Genomic DNA, 22,066 nt, shown 5'->3' with positions numbered 1-22,066 from the left:
CACACACTGTCACAGGTTTAAAGTTGCGCGAGTGGAAGATGAGATCTCGCGCGTGCTCGGCGGTGTCGACGCGGTCGTCGAGCCGCTCACGCACAACCCCAAGAACGCGGTCACGGGCGGCATCTGGCGGGTGCGCAGGGGTTCGCGGTCGGCGGTGCTCAAGGTGCTGACCCGGCGGAAGGACGGCGGCGAAGGCTGGGGGCACTCCGACGACCCGCGCCACTGGAACTACTGGCGCAGGGAGGCCGACGTCTACGCCGGCGGCCTGCCGGGGCTGTGGGCGGGCTCGGGGCTGACCGCGCCGAAGCTGCTGGAGCTGGTCGAACGGGACGACGGCGACCTGGCACTGTGGACCGAGGACGTGGCGGGACGGCCCGGCACCGCCTGGGACGTCGAGCGCCACACGCTCTTCGGCCACCAGCTCGGCCTGGCCCAGGGGGCGGCGGGCGAGGTGGAGCGGCCGTGGCTGAGCCGGTCGTTCCTGCGCGACTACCTGGGGTCGAAGCCGGTCCCGTACGAGCTGCTTGAGGACGACGCGGTCTGGCGGCACCCCCTGGTCAGCGAGAACTTCCCGCCCGGCCTGCGCGGAGAGCTGGTACGGCTGCACCGGGACCGGGAGGAGTTCCTGGCCGTGCTGGAGTCGCTGCCGAGAGCGCTGTGCCACCTCGACGTGTGGCCGAGCAACGTGATCGACCGGGACGGGGAGAGCGTGCTGGTGGACTGGGCGTTCGCGGGCGACGGCGCGCTGGGCGAGGACGTCGGCAACCACATCCCGGACAGCGTGTTCGACCTGTTCCTGCCCGCCGACCTGCTGCCCGGCCTGGACGCGGCCGTCTACGGGGCCTACGTGCGAGGGCTGCGCGAGTCGGGGTGGCGGGGGGACGAGCGGCTGGTGCGGCTGGCGGTGTGCGCCTCGGCGGTCAAGTACGACTTCCTGGCGCCCATGATGCTGGCCGGAGTGGGGCAGGCGCAGCTCGACTACGGCGGCGCCAGGCCCGTGGACGCGGCCCGGCGCTACAGGGAGCGGGGCAAGGCGCTGATGTTCCTGATGGGCTGGGCGGACGAGGCCCGCAGGCTGGCCGAATCCCTCTAGCGCAGGGCTACCGCTCCAGGACGTGCAGCGTGTGCGGGTACGTGCCCAGCGGGACCGGACCCTCGTCCGTGCAGACCACCACGTCCGCCACCCGGGCCCCGAACAGGTCGGGCAGGTAAATGGCGGGTTCCAGGCAGAACGTCATCTCCGGGGCGAAGACGGCGTCCTCGCCGGGCCACGGCCCCTCGTCGTGGCCCAGCCCGACGCCCCGGCCCACGTGCGCCGCCGCGAAGCGCCCGTACCCGCTGCCGTCGATCACCTCGCCGACGGCCCTGGCCACCGCCCCGACCGCACCGCCGGACCGTACGGCGGCCAGCCCGGCCCGGTGCGCCGCCAGCACCACCGAGTACATGGCCTCGAAGTCCTCCGGCGGCTCCGCCACCGCGAACACCCTGGCCACCTCGGCGCAGTAGCCGTCCCAGCGCCCGCACACCGACACCGCCAGCGCGTCCCCGGGGTTGATCACGCGCTCTCCGGGCACGTGCGCGGGCCGGGCCGAGTGCTCGCCGGCCGCCACCCGCAGCGACACCAGCTCCTCGCACCCCGACTCGGCCAGCAGCACGCGCAGCCGGTGCGCCATCGCCCGCTCGGTCGCCCCGAACCAGGCCAGCTCCCGCGCCTGCCCCAGCACCCCTTCGGCCGCCGCCACCGCCCGCCGGACGGCCTCGATCTCGTACGGCTCCTTGCGCAGTCGCAGCGGCCACAGCACGGAGGACGCGGGCACGAGCTCGGCCTGGATCGTCAGCCCGAACAGCTCACGCACCCGCATCTCCGGATCCACCCCGACCCGCCGCGCCCCCTCGGGCAGCATCCCTGCCGGATCGGCGGTCTCGGCGACGACGTGCCGCGTCACCACGAGGTACGCGCTCTCGCCGCCCCCGAGGAAGCGGAAGTCCGGCGAGGAGCGCAACACCAGCGCATCCACCCCGGCCTCGTCCATGGCCGCCCGCACCGCCGCCACCCGCGCCGCAACCTGCCGCGGCGCGGGTGCGTCGTGCGGCGCGGGCGTCACTTCGGCTCGTGCAGCCAGCAGGCGACCGGCCCGAACTCCGGCTCCTTCTCGCGGCACACATCCATCACCAACGGGCAGCGCGGGCTGAACCTGCACCCTCCCGGCGGGTTCGCCGGATCCGGCACGTCGCCGGGCAGCTCCGCGGGCAGCACGCCCATGCCGTCCGGCTTGGGGATGGCCTGCAGCAGGGCCTTCGTGTACGGGTGCTGAGGGTCGGCCCACACCTCGGCCGTGTCGCCCACCTCGACGATCTTGCCGAGGTACATGACGGCGATCCGGTCGGCGATCAGCCGCACCACGGACAGGTCGTGGCTGATGAACAGCAGTCCCGCGCCCGAGTCCACGGCCAGGTCCCGCATCAGCCTGGCCACCTGCGACTGGGCCGAGGCGTCCAGTGCCGAGATGGGTTCGTCCCCGATCAGCAGCCGCGGCCGCGCGGCCAGGGCGCGGGCGATGGCGATGCGCTGCCGCTGCCCGCCGGAGAACTCGTGCGGATGCCGCCCGGCGAAGTCCCGCGGCAGGCCGACGCGTTCCAGCAGGTCGGCGGGTGAGGTGGCGGTGTCGTTCGAGGTGCGCAGCCCGTCGGCGATCTGGTCGCCGACCCGCCGCCGCGGGTTGAGCGAGGCGTACGGATCCTGGAACACCATCTGGATGCCGGTCAGCTTCCTGCGGCGCAGGCCGAGCGGCGTGACCGGCTGCCCGTCGAACGCGATCGAGCCGGCGGTGATGGGGTTCAGCCCGCAGACGGCGCGGGCCAGGGTCGACTTGCCGCACCCGGACTCGCCGACCAGGCCGACGACCTCGCCCGGGTTGACCGCGAGGCTGGCCCCCGCCACGGCCCGCACGGCGGGACGGCCGGGGGAGCGGTGCTCGACGACCAGGTCGTCGATGGTCAGCAGGGTCATCGTGCCTCCGCGTCGGGAAGGGAGTCCAGCAGGGAGCGGGTGTAGGCGTGCTCGGGTTCACGCAGCACGCGCCCGCGCGGACCCGACTCCACGACCAGCCCGTCCTTCATCACGCTCACCTCGTCCGCCACCGCCGACATCACCCCCAGGTCGTGCGTGACCAGCAGGACGGCCAGCCCCAGCTCGTCGCAGAGCCCGCGCAGCAGCCGCAGCACGCCCGCCTGCACGGTGACGTCCAGCGCGGTGGTCGGCTCGTCGGCGATCAGCACCTTGGGGGAGCAGGCCAGCGCGATGGCGATGGCGATGCGCTGCCGCATCCCGCCGGAGAACTGGTGCGGATAGCGTCCGTACGCCTCCTCGGCGCCCGGGATCCGCACCTTGCCCAGCAGCTCCACCGCCCTGGCCCGCGCCTCGGCCTTGCCCAGGCCCAGGTGGTGCCGCATGTGCTCGGTGAGCTGCTTGCCGATCGTCAGCATCGGGTGCAGGCTCGTCGCGGGGTCCTGGAAGACCATGGCGACCTCGCCGCCGCGCACCCGGTTCAGCTCCTTGGGCGGCAGCGCGAGCAGGTCGCGCTCGCCGAGCCGGATCGCGCCCGAGACGCGGGCGCCGTGCGGCAGCAGCCCGAGCACGGCCAGCCCCGTCATGGTCTTGCCCGAGCCGCTCTCCCCGGCCAGCCCGTGCACGCGCCCCGGCTCGAGCGTGAGGTCGACGCCGCGCAGGATCTCCTTGCCGCCGATCGTCACCTTCAGTGCCGTGATGTCGAGCGTTGTCACAGGTCCTCCTTCGTCGGACCTGCGACCAAGTCGCTGTGCTGTCTCGTTCGCTCGCTCACAGTGCACGCTCCTTGATCGCGCGGGCCGTACGGGGATCGAGCGCGTCGCGCAGGGTGTCACCCAGGAAGTTGAACGCCAGCACCACGGTCAGGATCGCCAGCCCCGGGAACGTCGCCACCCACCAGCTGTCGAACACCTCAACCCCCGAGGCCACCATCGCCCCCCACTCGGGGGACGGCGGCTTGGCCCCGAGGCCAAGGAACGACAGGCCCGACAGCAGCAGCAGGGCGGTGCCGATGTCCAGGGTGGCCAGGACGAGGACGGGTCCGGTCACGTTCGGCAGCACGTCCACCCGCAGCGACCGCCACACCGAGAAGCCCAGCAGCCGGCCGCTCAGCACGAACTCCCGCTCCCGCACGCCCAGCACCAGCCCGCGCGTGACCCGCGCGTAGGCGGGCCAGGCCACCACCAGGACGGCCAGCACGGCGTTGGTGAGGCTGGCGCCGAGCGCCGCGGCCACCACCATGGCCAGGATCACGGTCGGGAACGCGAACACCAGGTCCGCCACCCGCATGATCGTCTCGTCGACCCACCTGCCGAAGTAGCCGGCGCACGCGCCGAGCAGCCCGCCGATCAGCACCGACAGCGCGACCAGCAGCAACGTCAGCGGGATCGACACCCGCGCCCCGTACATGACGCGGCTGAGGATGTCGCGGCCGAGCTGGTCGGTGCCGAACCAGTGCCCGGGTCCCGGCGGCGCGAGCCGCGGCAGGTCCTGGGCGAGGGGGTCGTGCGGCGCCAGCGCGGGCGCGGCCAGCGCGACGACCAGCCAGAGCACCGCCAGCACGGCGCCGACCACGGCCAGCGGCTGCCGCCACGCCTCGGGCAGCCGCGAAAGCAGGCCCCTGCGGGCCAGGGGGTCCCGCCGTCTCATTGCAGCCTCACTCGGGGATCGATGACGCCGTACAGGACGTCCACGATCAGGTTGATGACCAGGTAGACGACGCCGACGACCAGGCCGACGCCCATGACGGCGGGCAGGTCGAGGGTGGTGGCGCTCTTGTAGGCGTACTGGCCGACGCCGGGCCAGGCGAAGATCGCCTCGACCAGCACGGTGCCGGACAGCAGGCTGCCGAACGCCAGGCCCGCCACGGTGATGACGGGCACCAGGGCCGAGCGCAGCACGTACCGGAACAGGATCGTGCGGCCCGGCAGCCCCTTGGCCCTGGCGGCGCGCACGTAGTCCTGCCCCAGCACCTCCAGCACCGCCGAGCGCGTGAAACGGGTGAGCAGGCCGATCGTGTAGAGCGCCAGCACCAGCGCGGGCGTCACGAGGTGCCCGACCGCGGAGGAGAACACGTCCCACCGGCCCGCCAGCAGCGCGTCCACCGTCTGCAGCCCGGTCACGGCGGGGACCGCGCCGTTGAGCGCCGCGTCCACCCGGCCGCTGCCCGGGGTGAGCTGCAGCCGGTAGAAGAACACGTAGAACGCCACCAGCGCCAGCCAGAAGGTCGGGACGGAGATGCCGATGAGGCTCAGCACGCGCAGCGCGTGGTCCGACAGCCGGTCCCGGCGCAGCGCGGCGATCACCCCGAACGCCACGCCCAGCACCAGCGACACCAGGATCGCCGCCCCGGCCAGCTCCAGCGTCGCCGGGACGAACTCGGCCAGGTCCTCGCTGACCGGCCGGTGACTCTGCTGGCTGGTGCCCAGGTCGCCGTGGGCCAGGCCCTCGAGGTGGAGCACGTACTGCTGCCAGAGCGGCTTGTCCAGGCCGTGCTCGGCCCGCCACTGCGCCACGATCGCCGGATCGCCCAGCGCCCGCTGGCCGAGGTTGGCGGCCACGGGGTCGCCGGGGACCAGGTTCGTCAGGACGAACGTGACGAGCGTGATGCCCCAGGCCATCAGGACCGCGAGCAGGATGCGCCGGACCAGGAAGCGGACGAGCGGATGCGCCGCCCGCCGCCCCGCTCGGGACGGGGGCGGCGCGCCCGGGATGTCGGACACCTTACGAGGCTCCCTTACTTCACGCCGAGGTCGGCGACGTCCACCGTCCACACCGGGTGGTACTCGAGCCCGGTCACGGACGCGGCCGTCACGATGTTCTGGCTGGGCTGGATCAGCGGGATGAACGGCCCCGAGGCGTTCAGCTTGGTCTGCACGTCCTCGTAAGCGGCTTTGCGGGCGTCGTCGCCGATCGCCACGGCGGCCTTGTCACCGGCGGCCTCGATGTCCTTGGCCGCCCCAGCCTTCCAGCCGGCCCGCAGGCCCACCGTCTTGCCGGGCAGGAACGCCAGGTAGTCGCTCGGGTCGGGGTAGTCAGGGCCCCAGTACCACAGGCCCATCTCCTCCTTGCCGTTGCGGTAGTTGTCCAGGGCCGTGGTGACCGGCGCGGGCTGCAGATCCACCGTGATGCCGACCTCCTTGAGGTTGGCCTGGACCCGCTCGGCGAGCGGCTGGAACGACAGGCCGTTCACGGTCAGCTCGCTCGGGTACTCCAGCTTGACGGTCGGGTTCGTCAGGCCGCTCGCGGCCAGCGCCGCCTTGGCGCCCGCCACGTCCCGCTTGGCCGCCGCGGTGGCGGGCAGCGCGCCGAGCAGCTGCGACGGGATGACACCGGGCGCCTGCGTCGCGCCCTCGCCGGCCAGCTCCAGCAGCCCGGCGTAGTCCACGCCCTTGCGCACCGCCTCCACGAACTTGGCGTTCGGCGTGGTCTTGCTGATCCCGGAGTCCTGGTTGGCCAGCAGGAAGATGACGTTCGCCGAGGCGGTCTTCTTGACCTGCAGGGTCGCGGGCATGCCGGTGACCTGGTCGCCCGACAGGTTGAGCGCGACCTGGCTGTCGCCGCGCTGGACGTTCAGCTTCTGCGTGGCGGCCTCGACGTTGCGGATGACGACCTTGTCGTAGGCGGGCTTGGTGCCGTAGTACTTCGGGTTCGCCTTCAGCGTGACCTGGCTGCTCACGTTGAACGACTCGATCTGGTACGGCCCCGAGCCGGCGGAGGCCGAGTTCAGGTACTGCTCGGCCTTGTCCTGGGCGTCCGTGGTGGCGCCGTGCTGCTTGGCGAGCTTGCTGTTGATGATGCCGAGCGCCGGGTTCGGCAGGATGTACGGGAGCGCCGGGTTGGCCGCCTTCGACGTCAGCGTGATCGTCGAGTCGTCGGTCTTGGCCACCTCGACGCCGTCCAGCAGGAACGACGGCGTGCCCTTCATGTCACGCACGCGGGTGAGCGAGAACACCACGTCGTCCGCCGTCACCGGCGAGCCGTCGGCGAACGTGGCGCCCTTCTTCAGCTTGAGCGTCAGCGTCTTGCCGTCCTTGCTCAGCTCGTACGACTCCGCCAGCGCGGGCACCGGCTTGGTCACGTCCGCTCCGTCGAACGTCAGCAGCGTCTCGTAGACCGCCTTGCCGACGATGAGGCCGGTCGGCTCGTACGTGCGGCCCGGGTCGGCCGTCTTGAGGTCGAAGGACGTGTCGATGACGAGGGTCTTGCCGCCACCGCCGGAGGAGGCGGCGGGGGACTGGGAGCTGCCGCCGCTTCCGCAGGCGGCGAGGGCGAGTGCACCGGCGAGCAGCACAGCCGCCGTCTGCGAGCGGGTCGCCATGGTTGGTCCTCCAAGATTTGGACGTTCGGCAGAAGGATGTCGAGGATTGTCCGGCAGAACGTCCAGGTCCCGCGTGGTCCGCGAGACGTATATAAAGGTCGATGAGGTAATGATGAGTGAAATTTCTAGAAATGGTGCTGGCGGCGGCGGTCAGCCTGGACGGATCGGCATCGGTCTCGAGCTGGACGAGATCCACATGAAGATCCTCGAGGTCCTGCGCGAGAACGGCCGGATCTCGGTCGCCGCGCTGGCCGAGCGGGTCGGCATCTCGCGCGCCAACGCCTACACCCGCTTCGAGGCGCTGCGCGCCGACGGCGCGATCAAGCGCTTCACCGCCGAGATCGACCACGTGCGGGCCGGGCTCGGCATCACCGCACTGATCTTCGTGACCGTGCGGCAGCAGATGTGGAAGCAGTTCAGAGCCGAGCTGGCCCGGATGCCCGAGGTGGAGTACTGCGCGATCACCACCGGGCAGCACGACGCCATGATCCAGGTGCGCGTGTCGGACGTGGCCGCCGTGCACACCATGGTGACCGACCGCCTGGCCAACATCCCGGCGGTCAAGGCGACCGAGACGGTGTTCATCCTGGACGAGGTGCTCAGGCGGCCGTACGTGCTGCCCAGCGACCGCGACCGCGACAGGGACCGGTCCCGCCCGTCACGGCGGGCCGCCCAGGAGGGGGACCAGGGCGGCGTGCCGCTCGGCAAGATGCGCTTCGTCGGCGCCGCCGAGGGCCGCGCCGCCCTCCGCAAGGACGGCTAGCGATGCCGTCGTGGTCGCGCGAGCACGACGCGGCGATCAGCCGACTTCCCGGCAGACGCTCACGTGGACCGTGTCGTCCCCGTCGAAGCTGAACTCCTCCACCAGCCGCAGCAGCCCGTCGTCCCCCGTCTCGATGCGGCTGCTGCTCTGCCCGCCCGCCGTCCCACCGGCCTTCAGCGCGTGCACGTACGAGATCGACACCAGGTGGCCGTCCCGCGTGCCGACGAAGCGCCCGTGGGTCACGGTGTCGCCGGTGTAGCTGCCCCACACCACCCCGTCGGACTCCTCGTAGCGGAACTCCGTAGGGCTGTCCTGGTCGACTTCGCTCGCCGTCGAGCTCACCATCACGAATTTGCGGCCGTTGAGATTCACGCCCGCCATGGTGCCCAACGTTTCCGAAATATCAGCATCCGGCTGGACAGATGGTGAGGGACCACGGTCAATGATCGGCAATCCGTCCAGCGGGGGGCCGGGCGGCGAGCCCCAACGGGCGCAGGTGTGCCTGCCCACCCGGGGTGGGCAGGTCAGGGGAGTGCTGACGGTCAGGCGCAGGTGTATCCGGACGGAAGCGCGGTGTTGCCGTTCGGGCGGCCGGCCTGGAAGCCGGTGCGGTCGGCTTCGATGCTGGCATCGCGCTTGGGCTCGCCCGTCGGTTCCAGTCAGCCCTGTGCGGCGGTTGCCTCGGCGATCTCCGGGGGTGTGGCGCCGAGCCACCAGTCGGGCTGGGCGCTGCCGTCGGTGGTGCGGCCGTCGTCGCGGACGTTGTAGCGCTCGTCGCGGCCCGGCTCGGCGTGCCGGCCGGCGAGGGCCTGCTCGAGCCGGGTGAGCTCGTCGAACTTGCCGAACCACCGGCCCGGCGGCCACCTGGCTCGTCAACGGCCTCGACCAGGCCGGCTACGTCACCCGCGAGCGCCTGGAGCAGGACCGCCGCTCCGTGGCCGTCGCCTCCACCCCCGCCGGGCTCGAACGCCACCGCGAACGCGAAGCGCCCCTCGCCGCGGCCCTCGACGACACCCTCAGTCACCTGGACAACCGGACCCTGGCGTCCACGGCCGAGGTCCTGCGCGGCCTGGCCCTGCTCTACGACCGTCTGTAGCGGCGGCATCATCGACTGCCCGGCCGTGGATGCCCGGCGCTTTACCGTTCCGTGCCTGACGCCATCATTGCACTGTGTGATAGTAATGTGACGTTACGTATCCGATGCGGCTCGGGAGATTCTTCATGGTGGCGTACCTGCTCTCGATCTTGGCGGCGGTGGGCGCCGTGGCGCTCACCGCGCTGGTGTTCAGGAAGGTCAAGAGGGCCGGCGAGGATCGCGATCCCAGCGGGCCGTCCGCCGCGCACGCGGGCGCGATGCTCTCGGCCATGTTCCTGCTGGTGTTCGCCATCGCGATCATCGTGCCCTGGACCACGGCCGACGCCGCCCGCCTCAACACCCACACCGAGAGCCAGGCGGCGGTCGACGCGTACTGGGCGGCCGACGGCCTGCCGGGCACCGCGCCGCAGGACGTGCGCAGGGCGCTGCGCGACTACGTCACCTTCGTCGTCAGGGACGAGTGGCCGCTCATGGCCGAGGGCAGGATGGACCCGGTCGGCGCCGCCAGGGTGGACGAGCTGCGCGGCCGAGTCACCGACCTGGAGGTGAGCGGCGACCAGCAGGAGGGGGCCAGGGACGCTGTGCTGGGTCACCTCAGCGAGCTGTCCACCGCGCGGGCCCTGCGCACCGCCGACGCCGCCGCCACGCCTCCAGAAGGGCTGCTGATCCTGACCGTCCTCACCGGCGCGCTGGTCGTCGTCTTCCCGTTCCTGGCGGGGGCCAGACCGAGGGGGCTGGCGATGCTGCCGCTGGTGGCCACGGCGGCGCTGCTGGGCTTCGGCACGTACCTGACCTGGGACATCTCCCACGCCTTCGCCGGGCCGCTGGCTGTCGGGCCCCAGGCGTTCCAGGGGGCGCTGCAGGAGTTCGCGCGTATCGGCGGGGGGATGTGAGCGTGGGCGTCAGGCGAGCGCCGCTGCTGCTTGCCGCCGCCCTGGTCGCCGTGGCCGTCGCGGGTCCCGCGGCGGCCGACCGGGGGCCGTGGCCGCGCCCGGTGCCGCAGGTGTCGGTACGCCCGCCCGCGCCACCCAAAGGTGTGACCGTCGGGCCCACGGTGTCCGTGCCCCGGGTGCGGGCCTGGCGGTCGCCGGTCCCCGGGGTGTCGATCTCGGTGCCGCCCCGGAAGCGGCGGGCGGCGCCCGCGGTCACGCTGCCCCACGTGACGATCTACCCGGACGGGGTGTGCACCGGCCGGGTCCAGGTGGGGGAGTGCCCGCGCAAGGGGCCGCGCCGGCTGCGGCGGCCCGTTCCCTGGGTGACGCCGGTGCGTGTGCCCACCCCGGCCCCCACCCCCGCTCCCACGCCGAAGGCGACTCCCCGGGCGCCCTTCCGGCGCGCGGCGGCCCCGCCGTCCCGCCGCCAGAGCCCGTTGACCACCGTGCTGGTGATGGGCGTGCTGGTGTCGGCGATCACCTCGACGACGGCCGTGGCGTTCCGTTCCCGCCGCTGATCGACGCTTTATTCGCGTGCCGCGTCCGGCGCCGCGTGGAAGACTGACCGCCGGGCCTGGCGGTCATCCTTCGGGCTCGGCGGTCGTATGCGTTGATCGGCGGAGAGGCGGCTGTGGCCGACGAAGAGGTGCTGACCGGTGGCGGCGTCAACCACGTGGTCAGGGTCGGCGACACCGTACGGCGGCCTGCGGGGGCCTGGACCCCGGCTGTGCACGCGCTGCTCGGCCACCTGGAGGCACGCGGGTTCGCCGGCGCGCCCCGCGGCCACGGGATCGACGGCGAGGGGCGGGAGATCCTGGACTTCGTGCCCGGCGACGTTCCCGGCTTTCCGCTGCCGGAGTGGGCGCTGACGGACGAGGCGCTGGTGGCCGTCGGCGGGCTTTTGCGGGAATACCACGACGCGACCCTCGACTTCCCGATTTCTTCGGATTTTTCGTGGTACTTCCCTCCGGTGGAGCCGGCGGAGGTGATCTGCCACGGCGACGTCGCCACGTATAACTGCGTCTTCCGTGCGGGGCGGCCGGTCGCGCTCATCGACTTCGACACGGCGCACCCCGGGCCGCGGGTCTGGGACGTGTCCTACGCCGCCTACCGTTTCGTGTCGCTCAGCGACTCCCGGCACGAGGGGGTGGGCTCGTGGCCGGTGGAGGAGCAGGCGCGGCGGCTGCGGCTGTTCGCCGACGCGTACGGGCTCGGGGACGCCGACCGGCACGCGCTGGTGTCCACCGCCCGGGCCCGGCTGGACCATCTGGTGCGCCACATGTACGACCAGGCCGCCGCGGGCAACGAGGCCTTCGCGAGCCACATCGCCCGGGGCGACGACCGCTTCTACCGCACCGACATGGCGCATCTGGCCCGCCACGAGGCCACGTTCCGCACCGCCCTCACGGCCTGACCTGCCAGGACCGGCACGTCGTACCGGGACATGCGCCTTGACGGGCCGGCGGGAAGACCACGGGCGCCTCGGTGGTTTCACGTGATCGTGGAGGAGACCGAGGTAGTGGTGATCGGCGCCGGGCAGGCGGGACTGTCCAGCGCGTACTTCCTGCGCAGGTTCGGGTTCGAGCCGGTCGTGCTGGACGCGGGCGACGGGGCGGGAGGGGCGTGGCGCCACCGGTCCCCGTCGCTGACCATGGACAAGGTGCACGGGATCTTCGACCTGCCCGGCGTGCCCCGTCACCCGGATGTGGACGGCCGCCGCCCCGCCGCCGAGGTGGTCCCCGCGTACTACGCGGGCTACGAGGAGGAACTGGGGCTGGACGTCGTGCGACCGGTGAAGGTCACCTCCGTGCGGCGCGACCGGGACGCTCGCCTGGTGCTCGCGACGGACGCGGGGGAGTGGTCGGCCCGGGCCGTGGTCAACGCGACAGGCACCTGGACCCGTCCGCACTGGCCCTACTACCCGGGCGCGGCCGGCTTCGAAGGGCGCCAGCTCCACTACGCGAGCTACCGAGGGCCGGAGGAGTTCAAGGGGCGGCATGTGATCGTGGTGGGCGGGGGAGCCTCGGCGATGCACGTGCTGTCCGAGATCGCCGGGATCGCCGCCACCACCGCCTGGGTCACCCGGCGCCCGCCGGTCTTCCGGGACGGCGACTTCGGGGAGAACGCCAGGCGCGAGGCCGTCGCCCTGGTCGAGGAGCGTGTCCGCGCCGGTCTCCCGCCGCAGAGCGTGGTGAGCGTCACCGGCCTGGGCTACAGCACGGTCGTGCGCGAAGCACTGGCGAAGGGCGTCCTGAACCGCCTGCCCATGTTCCACCGCATCACCGAACACGGCGTCACCTGGCCCTCGGACGAACACTCGCCGGCGGGCCGCTTCCTGGCCGCCGACACGATCGTCTGGGCCACCGGCTTCCGCTCCGCCCTGGACCACCTCGCGCCCCTGCACCTGCGGGAGCCGGGCGGCGGGATCATGGTGGACGGCACCCGGGCCGTCAAGGAGCCGGCGCTGCAACTCGTCGGTTACGGCCCGTCCGCCAGCACCATCGGCGCGAACCGCGCGGGCCGCACGGCCGCCCGCAACGTCCGCGGGTACCTGAGCACCCACCCGGCGCGGCCCGCCGCCTGACCACTTCAGGCCGCCTCAGTGCATCGCCTCTCCCAGCGCGCTCTTCTCGGGGATGCGACCCTGGGGCGCGTGGGCCGCGGTCTCGCCGGAATCGCTGAACGTTCCCTCCCGGCGTACGGTGTGCCAGCGCAGCCGCACGCCCAGCACGGCCGTCGCCAGTGACTGGATGACCACCAGGTACATGAGCTGGCGGTAGACGAACTGCTGCAGCGGCAGCACCCAGAGCGCCGAGGCGCGCTCACCGTCCAAGCGGAGCGCGTACCAGCCGGTCAGCGCCTGTACCACCACGAAACCCGCCCACACCGCTACGACCGGGAGTGGCTCGCCCAGGACCGTGTTGTAGATCGCCATGAGGTCGACGACGGGAGCCAACAGGGGCAGCAGCACCTGGAACAGCGTCAGGTAGCCAAGGCAGCGGCGGCCGAACGGGCCGGGTTCGAGGACGGCGCGCCGATGTTTCCACACCGCCTGCAGCGTGCCGTAGCACCAGCGGTAGCGCTGCTTCCACAGCTGGCCGAGCGAGGCCGGCGCCTCGGTCCAGGCCAGCGCCTTCTCCTCGTAGACGACGCGCCATCCGGCCCGGCACAGCGCCATCGTGAGGTCGGTGTCCTCCGCCAGCGTGTCCGCGCTCACCCCGCCCAGTGCCATGAGCGCCGACCGCCGGAACGCCCCGATCGCACCGGGCACGGTCGCCATGCAGTCGAGCAGCTCGAAGGCACGCCGATCGAGGTTGAAGCCGATGACGTACTCGATGTGCTGCCATCGCCCGATCATGCCGCGCCGGTTGCCGACCTTGGTGTTGCCGCTCACCGCGCCGACCGCGGGATCGGCCAGCTGGCGCACCAGGTGGCCGATCGTGGCGGGTTCGAAGACGGTGTCGCCGTCCACCATGATGAGCAGCTCATGGGCGGCCTGGGCGATGCCGGTGTTGAGCGCGGCCGGTTTGCCGCCGTTGGGCCGGCGGATCACCCGTACGCCGGGGAGTCCCAGCGCCTCCGCCAGCTCGGCGGTGCCGTCGGTGGAGCCGTCGTCGACGACGAGGATCTCGAGCTCGCCGTGGTAGGCGGTGCCGGCCAGCGACCGCACCGTCGCCTGGATCCCGGCGGCCTCGTTGTAGGCAGGCACGATCACCGTCACCGGCGGGGGCGCGGACCACACGGGCGCCCGGCCCTTTCGCCGCTTCCCGCCCCTGGTGCGTGCCGCGTGCACCCACGCGAGCACGGCGAAGAAGCCGAGCCGTCCCAAGGTGAGCGCTCCCGCGGCCAGCAGCACCCACGCCAGCGCGCCGGCGAACGCCTCCGAGGCACGCTGGACCAGGTTGAGCGCGGAGCCGATGAACCGTTCCGCCCCGCCGGCCCGCTGGTGAGCCGAGGGCATGCCGAGCGCCGTGGTCACCGTGACGGCGCGGTAGCCCTTGCCGGTCAGCTCCCGCAGGACGGCTCCGACGGCCTCGACGGTCTGCCGCCGGTCGCCACCCGAGTCGTGCATCATCACGATGGCGCCCCGGCCCTTTTCCGGGATCGACGACGCCGCGATCTTCGTGGTCCCGGGGCGACTCCAGTCCCTGGTGTCGAGGTCCGTCAACGCGATGAGGTAGCCCTCGGCGGCCAGTGCCCTCATCCCCGCCCACTGCGGCCCGGAGATCGCCGCGGGGCTGGAGGAGTACGGCGGGCGGGCCAGCGTGGTGTGCAACCCTGTCGCTCCGGCCAGCGCGCGCTGCGTCAGCGACAACTCCAGCTTGAGCCGCCAGCCGGGCAGCGTCGCAAGGTCGGCGTGTGAATAGGTGTGGTTGCCCAGTTCGTGCCCCTCGGCGACGATGCGCCGCGCCAGCTCCGGGTATTTCGCCACCTTGGAGCCGACGGTGAAGAAGGTCGCCTTGGCGCCGTACCTCTTCAGCATGTCGAGCACCTGCGGGGTCCACGCAGGGTCGGGGCCGTCGTCGAAGGTCAGCGCGATGGTCCTGCTCGGCAGGCGGGCGCTGGCGGGGCCTTTCGCCGTGATGTTGATGACCGGGCCGCCACGCCGTACCTTCTCCAGCTCGGGGGAGGGAGAGCCGGCGGCGGCCGGGGGTGCGTGCGTCTCGCCGACGACGTTGGTCACGTACCCGTTGAGTACCAGAGCGGCGGCGACCAGCAGCAAGCCGACGGCGAGCGGGAACCAGTGGCCCTTGGGATCGGCCGGAGGTCTTGCGGCCGGCGCGGGCTGCTGCGCAGGCGGGTTCTGCGGTGGTTCGTTCCCCGGCCGGGCAGTGCGGAAGTCCTGCCAGGCAGGGACCGGCTTGGACGGCCAGACCAGCTTGTCGCGCTGAGAGGGGCCGCTCACTTCTTCGGGCCCTTCGTCCGGCTCGGATCGAGTCCCGGCGGCGTCCTGACCTGGCCGGGCGGCTCGGTCCCGGCATCCGTGGGCTCAGCGGTCGTGGGGTCCGCGGTGGGATCGGAGCTCTGCCCCGGGTCACTGCTGGACCGCGATTTCGTCCGTTCCGGCTGCGGCGAGGTCAGCTCGGACGTCGCCGATGGCCGGACCGGGCGAGTGGCGCTGGTTGTCGGACGACGCGACGGCGAGCCTGTCACCACCGGGTGCGTCACGGAAGGGGTCGGCCGCTCGGACAGTCTCGGCCGAGGCGTCGACGTGCGATCCGGTGAAGCCGCTCCTGGTCGCTCGCCCGGCCAGCCGTTCACCGAAAGTGTCGTGCTGGAGAACATTCCGCCGATCACGACGGCGAGCAGCGCGAGAGCAAGGACGCTCCCGGCGATCGAGCCGATCATGATCAGCTTTCGACGGCGACCGCTCTGGTTGACGAAGACGGCTGTCGTGCTTGGTTGCTCAGGGGACACGCGGGAATCGTAGTGACAGATGCGGACATATAGGAATTAAGAGCGAGTTGACCTCCTGTCGTCTTGGGTCGGGAATGCGTGCGAGCCTACTATGGGAAGTAGTAAAAATACCGATTGGGGCAGCAGGGCGATCACTCCTGTGAAGGGGCTCGACACAGGGTGTGACCCCAGGTTAGCTTCCTGACATAAGGATCTTTATCCGGTCAGGAGGTCCCAGCATGGAAGTTCCCGGCTACACCGAGATCCGGGAACTCGGACACGGCGGGACAGGGCGGGTGATGCTCGCCGTACGGGACTCAGACGGGCAATCCGTCGCGATCAAACATCTGTCCGAGCCGTTACGCGCGGACGGGGAGTTCGTGGAGAGGTTCCGGGCGGAGGCGGAGGTCATCCGCGAGATCGACAGTCCCCATACCGCGCGGCTGCTGGAGTACGTCGAGGGTGACAACGACGCCGTCATCGTGATGGAGCTGGTCGACGGCGTCACGCTGCGGCGGCTGCTGGAGCACGAGGGCGCGACGGGCGCCGAGGCGGCGCTCGTGGTCCTGAAGGGGGCGCTGCTCGGGCTGGCCGAGGCGCACCGGCGCGGGGTCGTACACCGGGACTTCAAACCCGAGAACGTCATGATCACCCAGGACGGCGAGAGCAAGCTGGTCGACTTCGGCGTGGCGGCGCACTTCGGGGAGACGGCGGCGCTCGTCGGCACCCCCTCCTACATGGCTCCCGAGCAGTGGGAGGACTCTCCGGCCAGCCCCGCGACCGACGTGTACGCCGCCACGCTGGTGTTCTACGAGTGCCTGACCGGCCACCGGGCCTTCCAGGGCGAGAACGCGGCAGCGCTCGCCTTCCAGCACCAGCACGTGTCACCGCCGCTGGAGGACATCGACGAGCCGCTGCGCCCGCTGCTCGAACACGGCCTGGCCAAGGACCCGGCGGAGCGTCCCGGGTCGGCGGAGGCGTTCCTGACCGAGCTGGAGGACGTCGCGCTCACCGCATACGGGGACGAATGGGATCAGCGCGGACGGGCCGGGCTTGGGGCCCTGGCCGTGCCGCTGGCCGGCTTGTTGCCGAGGGCGCAGGCGGCTGCCGCGGAGAGCACCACCAGCGTGTTCAAGACGACGCTGACGCCGGCGGGCAAGTTCGCGGTGACGGGCGGGCTGGTGCTGGCGACCGCGGCCGCGGTGACGTCGGCGTTCGTGATCTGGGCCGACTCCCCGGAGCCGGGGCCGGGCCTCGCGCTGCCGCCCGCCACGTCCTCCCCGCCGCGCACCCAGGTGCCCGCTTCGCCCGCGCCCACCGCCCCGACGTCTGCGGCGCCCACTTCTGCGGAGCCCACCCCGAGCGAGTCCATCCCGGGTACGCCGACCGTCACGTACGCCGGTGAGCCGAGTACGATCCCGACCGTTCCACCCGTGGTCCGACCGACCGGGGGTGGACCCAGCACCCAGCCCCCCACGTCCACCCGGGAGCCGTCCAACCGACCGACGACCCGGCAGCCGACGGATTCCAGCCGGCCGAGCACGAGTCCGCCCACCACCGAGCCGCCGGCCACCCGGCCGCCGACGAGCAGGCCGCCGGACACCGAGCCGCCGGCCACCAGGCCACCGGCCACCCGGCCGCCGACCACGAGGGCGCCCGATCCGAACACGCCGCCTCCGGCCAGGAACAGGGAGCCGCTCATCTCCGTCTCGGTCAAGGTTTCTGTGAACGTGCCGCTCCTCAGCGGCGAGGGCGACGGGCTGCTGAACGCCGACGTCGGCGTCGGCCTGGGATCGAGCCTCCTGGGGCTGGTGGTCGTACCGGGCTCGGTGCTGGTCGGACGGCAGATCGTGGTGCGAAGGGTGCGGCGACCGCGCGATACCGAAAAGTCGTAAGTTGTGTGCCAGGTGGCGTGATCCTCTACTATCAGCAGTCGGATAGAGGGCGCCCCCCGGCCTGAATAAAACGCTGACCGGAACCTGCCCTGCGGCTCGGGGTAAGGAGAAGTGTGGCGGTTGCGTCCCGTGCCGACCGGCTACGCGGTCCAGTCCGGGCTCTCTCGGTGACGGCGCTCGGCGCGGCGCTCCTGATGGCGGGGGCTCCGGCGCAGGCCGACCCCAAGCCCACGGTGAAGCAGCTCAAGAAGGAGCTCTCCGCGCTCCAGAAGGACTCGGACAAGCTCATCACCGAGTACTACAACAGCAGAATCGCCCAGCAAAAAGCGGAAAAATCCGAAAAAGCCGCGCGCGAGAAGCTGGCCGCCGCCCAGGCCGTCTACGAACGCGAGTCCACCGAGCTCAGAGCCATGGCCGTCAGCCAGTACGTCGGCGGCGACCCCGGCCAGTTCGCCCTCCTCATCAGCAACCAGGACCCGTCGTCGCTCCTCGGCCGGATGGCGCTCAACCAGCACCTCATCGGGCTCCAGGACGCCCGGCTACGTGGCTACGCCCAGGTCAGGGACGCCCACCAGCAGGCCAAGGACGAGGCCGACGCCCGCGCCAAGGAGCTCTCCCGGACGGCCGACGACCTGGAGAAGCGCAAGAAGAAGGCCGAGAAGCAGATCGAGCGGATCAAGGACAAGATCGATCAGCTGTACACGGCGCCGGGGGTGCGGCGGCCGGACGGCACGTGGGTGCCGCAGCTGCCCGGCGGGTCCGACAACATCACGCCCAGGATGCGGCTGGTCAAGCAGCTCATCCAGGAACGGTTCGATGTTCCGAACGGCATCGGGTGCTACCGGGCGATCCAGGACGGCGGCGAGCATCCGCTCGGGCGGGCCTGCGACTTCATGCTGAGCCGGGGCGGCGCGATGCCGTCGGCGGCGGAGGTCGAGCGCGGCAACCAGATCGCGGCGTGGGCCATCAAGAACGCCAAGCGGCTCGGGATCATGTACATCATCTACCGGCAGCGGATCTGGCACGCCAGATCGGGCACTTGGCGCACCATGTCCGACCGGGGCGGCACGACGGCCAACCACTACGACCATCCGCACATCTCGGTCTATTGACGGCTGGAGTTCACAGCGCGCCGTTCTCGCGTCGGCGGGCGCGGACTGCGGGCCGGTCAGTCGTTCCGTGATCGCCCCGTCCCGCAGGACGACCACGCTGTCGTAGTTCTCCGCCAGCTCGCTCACGTGCGACGAGATCGGCAGGATCGCCGGCCCGTCCAGCAGCGCCGTTTTCGCATACCTGGCCGGCCGCCGGCGGCACCATCGTGGAGCCGGTGACGAAGGCCGCGCCAGGCCGGCGCAGGTCCCGCCATCGGGCCGGCTGATCGCCGTCAAGATCGGCGGCAACTGCGGCCGCACCACGACCGCGCTGGTGGCGCTCGGCCAGCGGAAGCGGCCAGGCGCTGATAGGGAAAGCTTAAGAAAATTAAGATCAACATCTTGAAACTTGAACATCCGCTGAGTACAACTTTAGATATGAAAGATGAGGCGATGGACTGGCAGGAACTCACGAACCTGACCCGGGGCCAGTCGTTCCTCGTCGAGCGGGTGCGCCTGGCAGGCAGCGGGGTCGCGATCGAGGGCGAGTTCGAGCTGCCGCAACTGGCTCAGCTCAACGTCGAGGATCAGGTCTTCGTCACGGCGTTCGTACGGTGCCACGGCTCCATCAAGCAGATGGAACGGATCTTCGGGGTGAGCTACCCGACGATCAAGGCACGACTCAACCGGATCGCGCAGATGCTCGACTTCGTCGAGACCGATCCGGCGCCGTCGCGGGCAGAGGTCATCGATCGGCTGCGCCGCGGCGAGATCACCGCGCAGCAGGCGTTGTCCGAACTGGAGGGGCACACATGATGCCGCAGTTGCTGACCGTACGGGTCAAACGCCCGGACCGTCGTCCCATCCGGATCTGGGTCCCGGTACTGCCCGTCGTGCTCGTGCTCTCACCGGTCGTGGTCCTGGCCGTGCTGGCGGGGGCCGTGGCCTGCCACGTGTACCACATCGATGTGGTGCGGGCACTCGGCACCGGCTGGCGCATCGTCTGCGCGTTGCCCGGCACCCGGTTCGACGTCGAGCACAACCGTACGGCTGTGCTCCTGGCCGTCCGATAGGAGAGCTTTCGATGAACGAACAGCGCAAGGACATCCTCGCCATGCTGGCCGAAGGAAAGATCACCGCAGAGGAGGCGGAGCAGCTCATCGCCGCACTCGAACGAGCCCAGCCGCCGACGGCGGCCAGTCCCGCCGCCCGGCCGAAAGGCAGGGCGAAGTACCTGCGGGTGGTGATGGAGTTCATCGAGGAGGACGGCGAGTCGGGGCGGCTCAACATGCGCGTGCCGCTGCAGCTGCTGCGGGCCGGCGTACAGCTGGCGGCCCTGGTCCCGCCGCGGGCACTGGAGCGGGCCAACGCCGAGCTGAGCAAGTCGGGCGTGCCGCTCGACCTGACGCAGCTCAAGCCGGAACACCTCGAGGCGCTCGTGGAGCATCTCGACGAGACGATCGTGGAGCTCGAGCAGCCAGATGGCCACTTGCGGGTCTTCTGCGAGTAGGCGCCGTCCGATTGGACGGGCCCTCGGGAGGGTGCTGGAACACCCCCTCCGAGGCCGCGCCGTCGCCCTGGTCATGGGCTTTCGCTCGTCGGCGGGAGTGCCGGCATGGCTCGCGGTCGCCGGCATCCTGATCCTGTTCACCCTGGCGCTGACGTGGATCGCCGTCATCCCCGGTCTGTCCGCGACGTCCGTGGAAGGCGCGAGCGCGTTCTCCTACCCGCTCATCTTCCTGCCGTTCCTCAGCTCCGCCTTCGTGCCCACCGCCACCATGCCCGGCCCGGTGCGTTTCTTCGCCGAGCACCAGCCGGTGACCTCCATCGTCAACGCCATCCGCGCCCTGTTCACCCAGCAACCGGTCGGCACCGACCTCTGGCTCGCTCTGGCCTGGTGCCTCGGCATCCTCCTCGCCGCCTACCTCTTCGCCATGAACACGTACCGCCGCAGGATCGCTTAGGTAGCTGTCTTCTTAGACCGATCAGTCAGCAATTGCGGTGGCTCTGTGCCACCCCCTCGCCACGGAGGAGAGCCGGATGTCGGCAGATCTGCCCAGCTCACCCGCGCTGCGCGCGTCCGATGCGGAACGCGACCGGGTCATCGAACTGCTGCGCGCCGCCGTCGCCGACGGCCGGCTCGACCCGGTCGAGTTCGACGAGCGGCTGGATGCGGCGCTGGCCGCCCGCACCATCGACGCGCTGGCCCCGCTCATCACCGATCTGGTCGCGGTGCCGGGCAGCGGCGGCGCACTCACCTTGCCGTTCGCCGGGACGCCGGCCGAGCCGGCCGCCGAACTGCTCACCATCAAGGAGCGGCACGGCTCGGTGCGCCGTGACGGCCGCTGGACGCTGCCGCACCGGCTGGCGCTGCGCACCGCGTGGTGCGAGGTGCTGCTGGACCTGACCAACGCGGTGCGCAGCGCGCCCGAACTGGTCATCGAGCTGCGGGTGAACGGCGGCAACGTGGAGCTGGTCCTCGCGCCGGGCATGGTGGTGGACGCCAACGAGCTGTCGGTGCGCCACAGCCTGGTGGCGATCAGCAGGGACGCGGGCGACAACACGCCGGAGACGCTGCACGTCCGCTTGGCAGGCCGAATACGGCACGGCTGGCTCAAGACCCGGTGGCAGGCACCGCACCACTGACGAAGGCGCGGGTTGGCCGCGGCGCAGTTGCCGGCGCGCTCCTTCCACCTGCCGATCAGGCAGGCTGCAGTCGCCATGCAAGCGATAGCTGATCAACTACCGGCATCGGAACGGACCAGGCCAGCCGCCGGGCTCGCCTTTCAGCGTGAGGAAAGAACGATGGCATCGACCGTCTTCGGGATACTCGCCGTGGTCGCGGTGATCGTGGGCGTGGTGCTGTTCCTCGTGTTGAGGCGGCGGCCACACACCCGGGTCGGGGCGTACGCCGCGGCGGTGATCTTGCTCATGGCCGCGGGGATACTCGCCATGGGCCATTTCTCGCTCGCGGGCCTGGAATCCGCTGCGCTGAGCACCTTCACGCCGGCGGAGCGCGCGGCGGCGCTGTCGTGCGACGCGGCGGTGCTGAAGGCCGACAAGACGGACAACAAGCTCAACAGACGCTACATCTGGTGGTTGCGGCTCCGGGTGACCCCTCGGGCCGGCAGCCCGTACGAGATCGAGCGTACGGCCCGGATCGCCTCGTCCATGGAGGAGCGCTTGAAGCAGGGGAACGTCGTGTTTCCCTGCCTGGTGTCCTCCGCCGACCGCACCCGGATCGAGATCGCCGCCCTCGCCTGACAAACAGCGGGCTGTCTTGGGTGACTTCAAGTAGTCGGCCATGTGAGGCAAGTAAGGTTGGTGCGTACTTGCCTTACCAGCATTCAGAGGTCTGCAGGCGTGTCAGTCATGTCAGGTGAGGGCTTCGGGCCGCATGCCGAGGCGTGCGCGTATGTGGCGGGGCCGCGCGCGGCGGGGCGAGGCGACCCCGTCACGGTCGCGTAAGCCGCGCGGCGAAGGCGCGGCGCCGCGTGGATGAGG

Annotated in this window: 23 protein-coding genes; 15 read left to right on the top strand and 8 right to left on the bottom strand. The window is 71.3% G+C overall.

Annotated elements, in window-relative coordinates; translation table 11 throughout:
- Positions 1-31: 31 nt before the first annotated feature.
- Complete coding sequence (locus tag ACIBVN_RS49065) at positions 32-1,093, top strand: hypothetical protein (RefSeq protein ID WP_397147791.1); 1,062 nt, start codon at positions 32-34, stop codon at positions 1,091-1,093.
- 7 nt (positions 1,094-1,100) lie between these two features.
- Here the strand turns inward: ACIBVN_RS49065 and ACIBVN_RS49060 are convergent, their stop codons facing one another.
- Genes ACIBVN_RS49060 through ACIBVN_RS49035 form a run of 6 tightly spaced genes read right to left on the bottom strand, consistent with a single transcriptional unit; the run spans position 1,101 to position 7,388 of the window.
- Positions 1,101-2,105, bottom strand: coding sequence for a M24 family metallopeptidase (locus tag ACIBVN_RS49060; RefSeq protein ID WP_397147789.1), 1,005 nt, complete (start codon positions 2,103-2,105; stop codon positions 1,101-1,103).
- Complete coding sequence (locus tag ACIBVN_RS49055) at positions 2,102-3,010, bottom strand: ABC transporter ATP-binding protein (protein ID WP_397147787.1); 909 nt, start codon at positions 3,008-3,010, stop codon at positions 2,102-2,104. The genes ACIBVN_RS49060 and ACIBVN_RS49055 overlap by 4 nt, the downstream gene beginning before the upstream one ends.
- Positions 3,007-3,783, bottom strand: a complete 777-nt coding sequence (locus ACIBVN_RS49050) for an ABC transporter ATP-binding protein (protein ID WP_397147785.1) — start codon at positions 3,781-3,783, stop codon at positions 3,007-3,009. Before ACIBVN_RS49050 ends, ACIBVN_RS49055 begins: the two co-directional genes overlap by 4 nt.
- Before the next feature lie 55 nt (positions 3,784-3,838).
- Complete coding sequence (locus ACIBVN_RS49045) at positions 3,839-4,717, bottom strand: ABC transporter permease (protein ID WP_397147783.1); 879 nt, start codon at positions 4,715-4,717, stop codon at positions 3,839-3,841.
- Positions 4,714-5,790, bottom strand: coding sequence for an ABC transporter permease (locus ACIBVN_RS49040; protein WP_397147781.1), 1,077 nt, complete (start codon positions 5,788-5,790; stop codon positions 4,714-4,716). Before ACIBVN_RS49040 ends, ACIBVN_RS49045 begins: the two co-directional genes overlap by 4 nt.
- Before the next feature lie 14 nt (positions 5,791-5,804).
- Entirely contained in the window at positions 5,805-7,388 is a 1,584-nt protein-coding gene (locus ACIBVN_RS49035; RefSeq protein WP_397147779.1) for an ABC transporter substrate-binding protein, read from the bottom strand.
- A gap of 109 nt (positions 7,389-7,497) precedes the next feature.
- On the opposite strand from ACIBVN_RS49035, the gene ACIBVN_RS49030 reads away from it, so the two are divergent.
- Entirely contained in the window at positions 7,498-8,151 is a 654-nt protein-coding gene (locus tag ACIBVN_RS49030; protein ID WP_349456752.1) for an Lrp/AsnC family transcriptional regulator, read from the top strand.
- A 36-nt stretch (positions 8,152-8,187) separates the two neighbouring features.
- On the opposite strand, the gene ACIBVN_RS49025 is transcribed toward ACIBVN_RS49030, so the two are convergent.
- Positions 8,188-8,523, bottom strand: coding sequence for a hypothetical protein (locus ACIBVN_RS49025; RefSeq protein ID WP_397147777.1), 336 nt, complete (start codon positions 8,521-8,523; stop codon positions 8,188-8,190).
- Positions 8,524-9,085: 562 nt separating this feature from the next.
- On the opposite strand from ACIBVN_RS49025, the gene ACIBVN_RS49020 reads away from it, so the two are divergent.
- From ACIBVN_RS49020 to ACIBVN_RS49000, 5 genes are all read left to right on the top strand, one after another.
- Positions 9,086-9,247: a hypothetical protein gene (locus tag ACIBVN_RS49020; protein WP_397147775.1), complete on the top strand. Its 162-nt coding sequence runs from the start codon at positions 9,086-9,088 to the stop codon at positions 9,245-9,247.
- A gap of 104 nt (positions 9,248-9,351) precedes the next feature.
- A complete protein-coding gene (locus tag ACIBVN_RS49015) occupies positions 9,352-10,140 on the top strand; it encodes a hypothetical protein (protein WP_397147773.1) in 789 nt (262 codons plus the stop codon).
- Positions 10,141-10,142: 2 nt separating this feature from the next.
- Positions 10,143-10,697, top strand: a complete 555-nt coding sequence (locus ACIBVN_RS49010; protein ID WP_397147771.1) for a hypothetical protein — start codon at positions 10,143-10,145, stop codon at positions 10,695-10,697.
- 113 nt (positions 10,698-10,810) lie between these two features.
- Positions 10,811-11,593 carry a phosphotransferase gene (locus ACIBVN_RS49005; protein WP_397147769.1) on the top strand — a complete coding sequence of 261 codons (783 nt, stop codon included), beginning with the start codon at positions 10,811-10,813 and terminating at the stop codon, positions 11,591-11,593.
- 81 nt (positions 11,594-11,674) lie between these two features.
- A complete protein-coding gene (locus ACIBVN_RS49000) occupies positions 11,675-12,763 on the top strand; it encodes an FAD-dependent oxidoreductase (protein ID WP_397147767.1) in 1,089 nt (362 codons plus the stop codon).
- Positions 12,764-12,778: 15 nt separating this feature from the next.
- Here the strand turns inward: ACIBVN_RS49000 and ACIBVN_RS48995 are convergent, their stop codons facing one another.
- On the bottom strand, positions 12,779-15,085 hold the full coding sequence (locus tag ACIBVN_RS48995) for a bifunctional polysaccharide deacetylase/glycosyltransferase family 2 protein (protein WP_397147765.1): 2,307 nt from the start codon (positions 15,083-15,085) through the stop codon (positions 12,779-12,781).
- A 730-nt stretch (positions 15,086-15,815) separates the two neighbouring features.
- Between ACIBVN_RS48995 and ACIBVN_RS48990 the strand changes: the two genes are divergently transcribed.
- The 8 genes from ACIBVN_RS48990 (at position 15,816) to ACIBVN_RS48955 (ending at position 21,826) form a co-directional block, all read left to right on the top strand.
- Complete coding sequence (locus ACIBVN_RS48990; RefSeq protein WP_397147763.1) at positions 15,816-17,471, top strand: protein kinase; 1,656 nt, start codon at positions 15,816-15,818, stop codon at positions 17,469-17,471.
- 113 nt (positions 17,472-17,584) lie between these two features.
- On the top strand, positions 17,585-18,583 hold the full coding sequence (locus tag ACIBVN_RS48985) for a coiled-coil domain-containing protein (RefSeq protein ID WP_397147761.1): 999 nt from the start codon (positions 17,585-17,587) through the stop codon (positions 18,581-18,583).
- A 417-nt stretch (positions 18,584-19,000) separates the two neighbouring features.
- Positions 19,001-19,378 (top strand): DUF2089 domain-containing protein, encoded by a 378-nt coding sequence (locus ACIBVN_RS48980; protein ID WP_397147759.1) that lies wholly within the window; start codon positions 19,001-19,003, stop codon positions 19,376-19,378.
- A complete protein-coding gene (locus ACIBVN_RS48975) occupies positions 19,375-19,635 on the top strand; it encodes a hypothetical protein (protein WP_397147757.1) in 261 nt (86 codons plus the stop codon). Before ACIBVN_RS48980 ends, ACIBVN_RS48975 begins: the two co-directional genes overlap by 4 nt.
- Positions 19,636-19,646: 11 nt before the next feature.
- Positions 19,647-20,072, top strand: a complete 426-nt coding sequence (locus ACIBVN_RS48970; protein ID WP_397147755.1) for an SHOCT-like domain-containing protein — start codon at positions 19,647-19,649, stop codon at positions 20,070-20,072.
- Between the two features lie 31 nt (positions 20,073-20,103).
- Positions 20,104-20,526: an ABC transporter permease gene (locus tag ACIBVN_RS48965; protein ID WP_397147753.1), complete on the top strand. Its 423-nt coding sequence runs from the start codon at positions 20,104-20,106 to the stop codon at positions 20,524-20,526.
- Between the two features lie 76 nt (positions 20,527-20,602).
- Positions 20,603-21,208, top strand: coding sequence for a DUF1707 domain-containing protein (locus ACIBVN_RS48960; RefSeq protein WP_397147751.1), 606 nt, complete (start codon positions 20,603-20,605; stop codon positions 21,206-21,208).
- A gap of 159 nt (positions 21,209-21,367) precedes the next feature.
- Entirely contained in the window at positions 21,368-21,826 is a 459-nt protein-coding gene (locus ACIBVN_RS48955; RefSeq protein WP_397147750.1) for a hypothetical protein, read from the top strand.
- The last annotated feature ends 240 nt before the right edge of the window (positions 21,827-22,066 follow it).

This window comes from Nonomuraea sp. NPDC049400, assembly GCF_044466425.1.
Classification (GTDB): Bacteria; Actinomycetota; Actinomycetes; order Streptosporangiales; family Streptosporangiaceae; genus Nonomuraea.
This window is presented reverse-complemented; position numbering and strand designations above follow the sequence as displayed.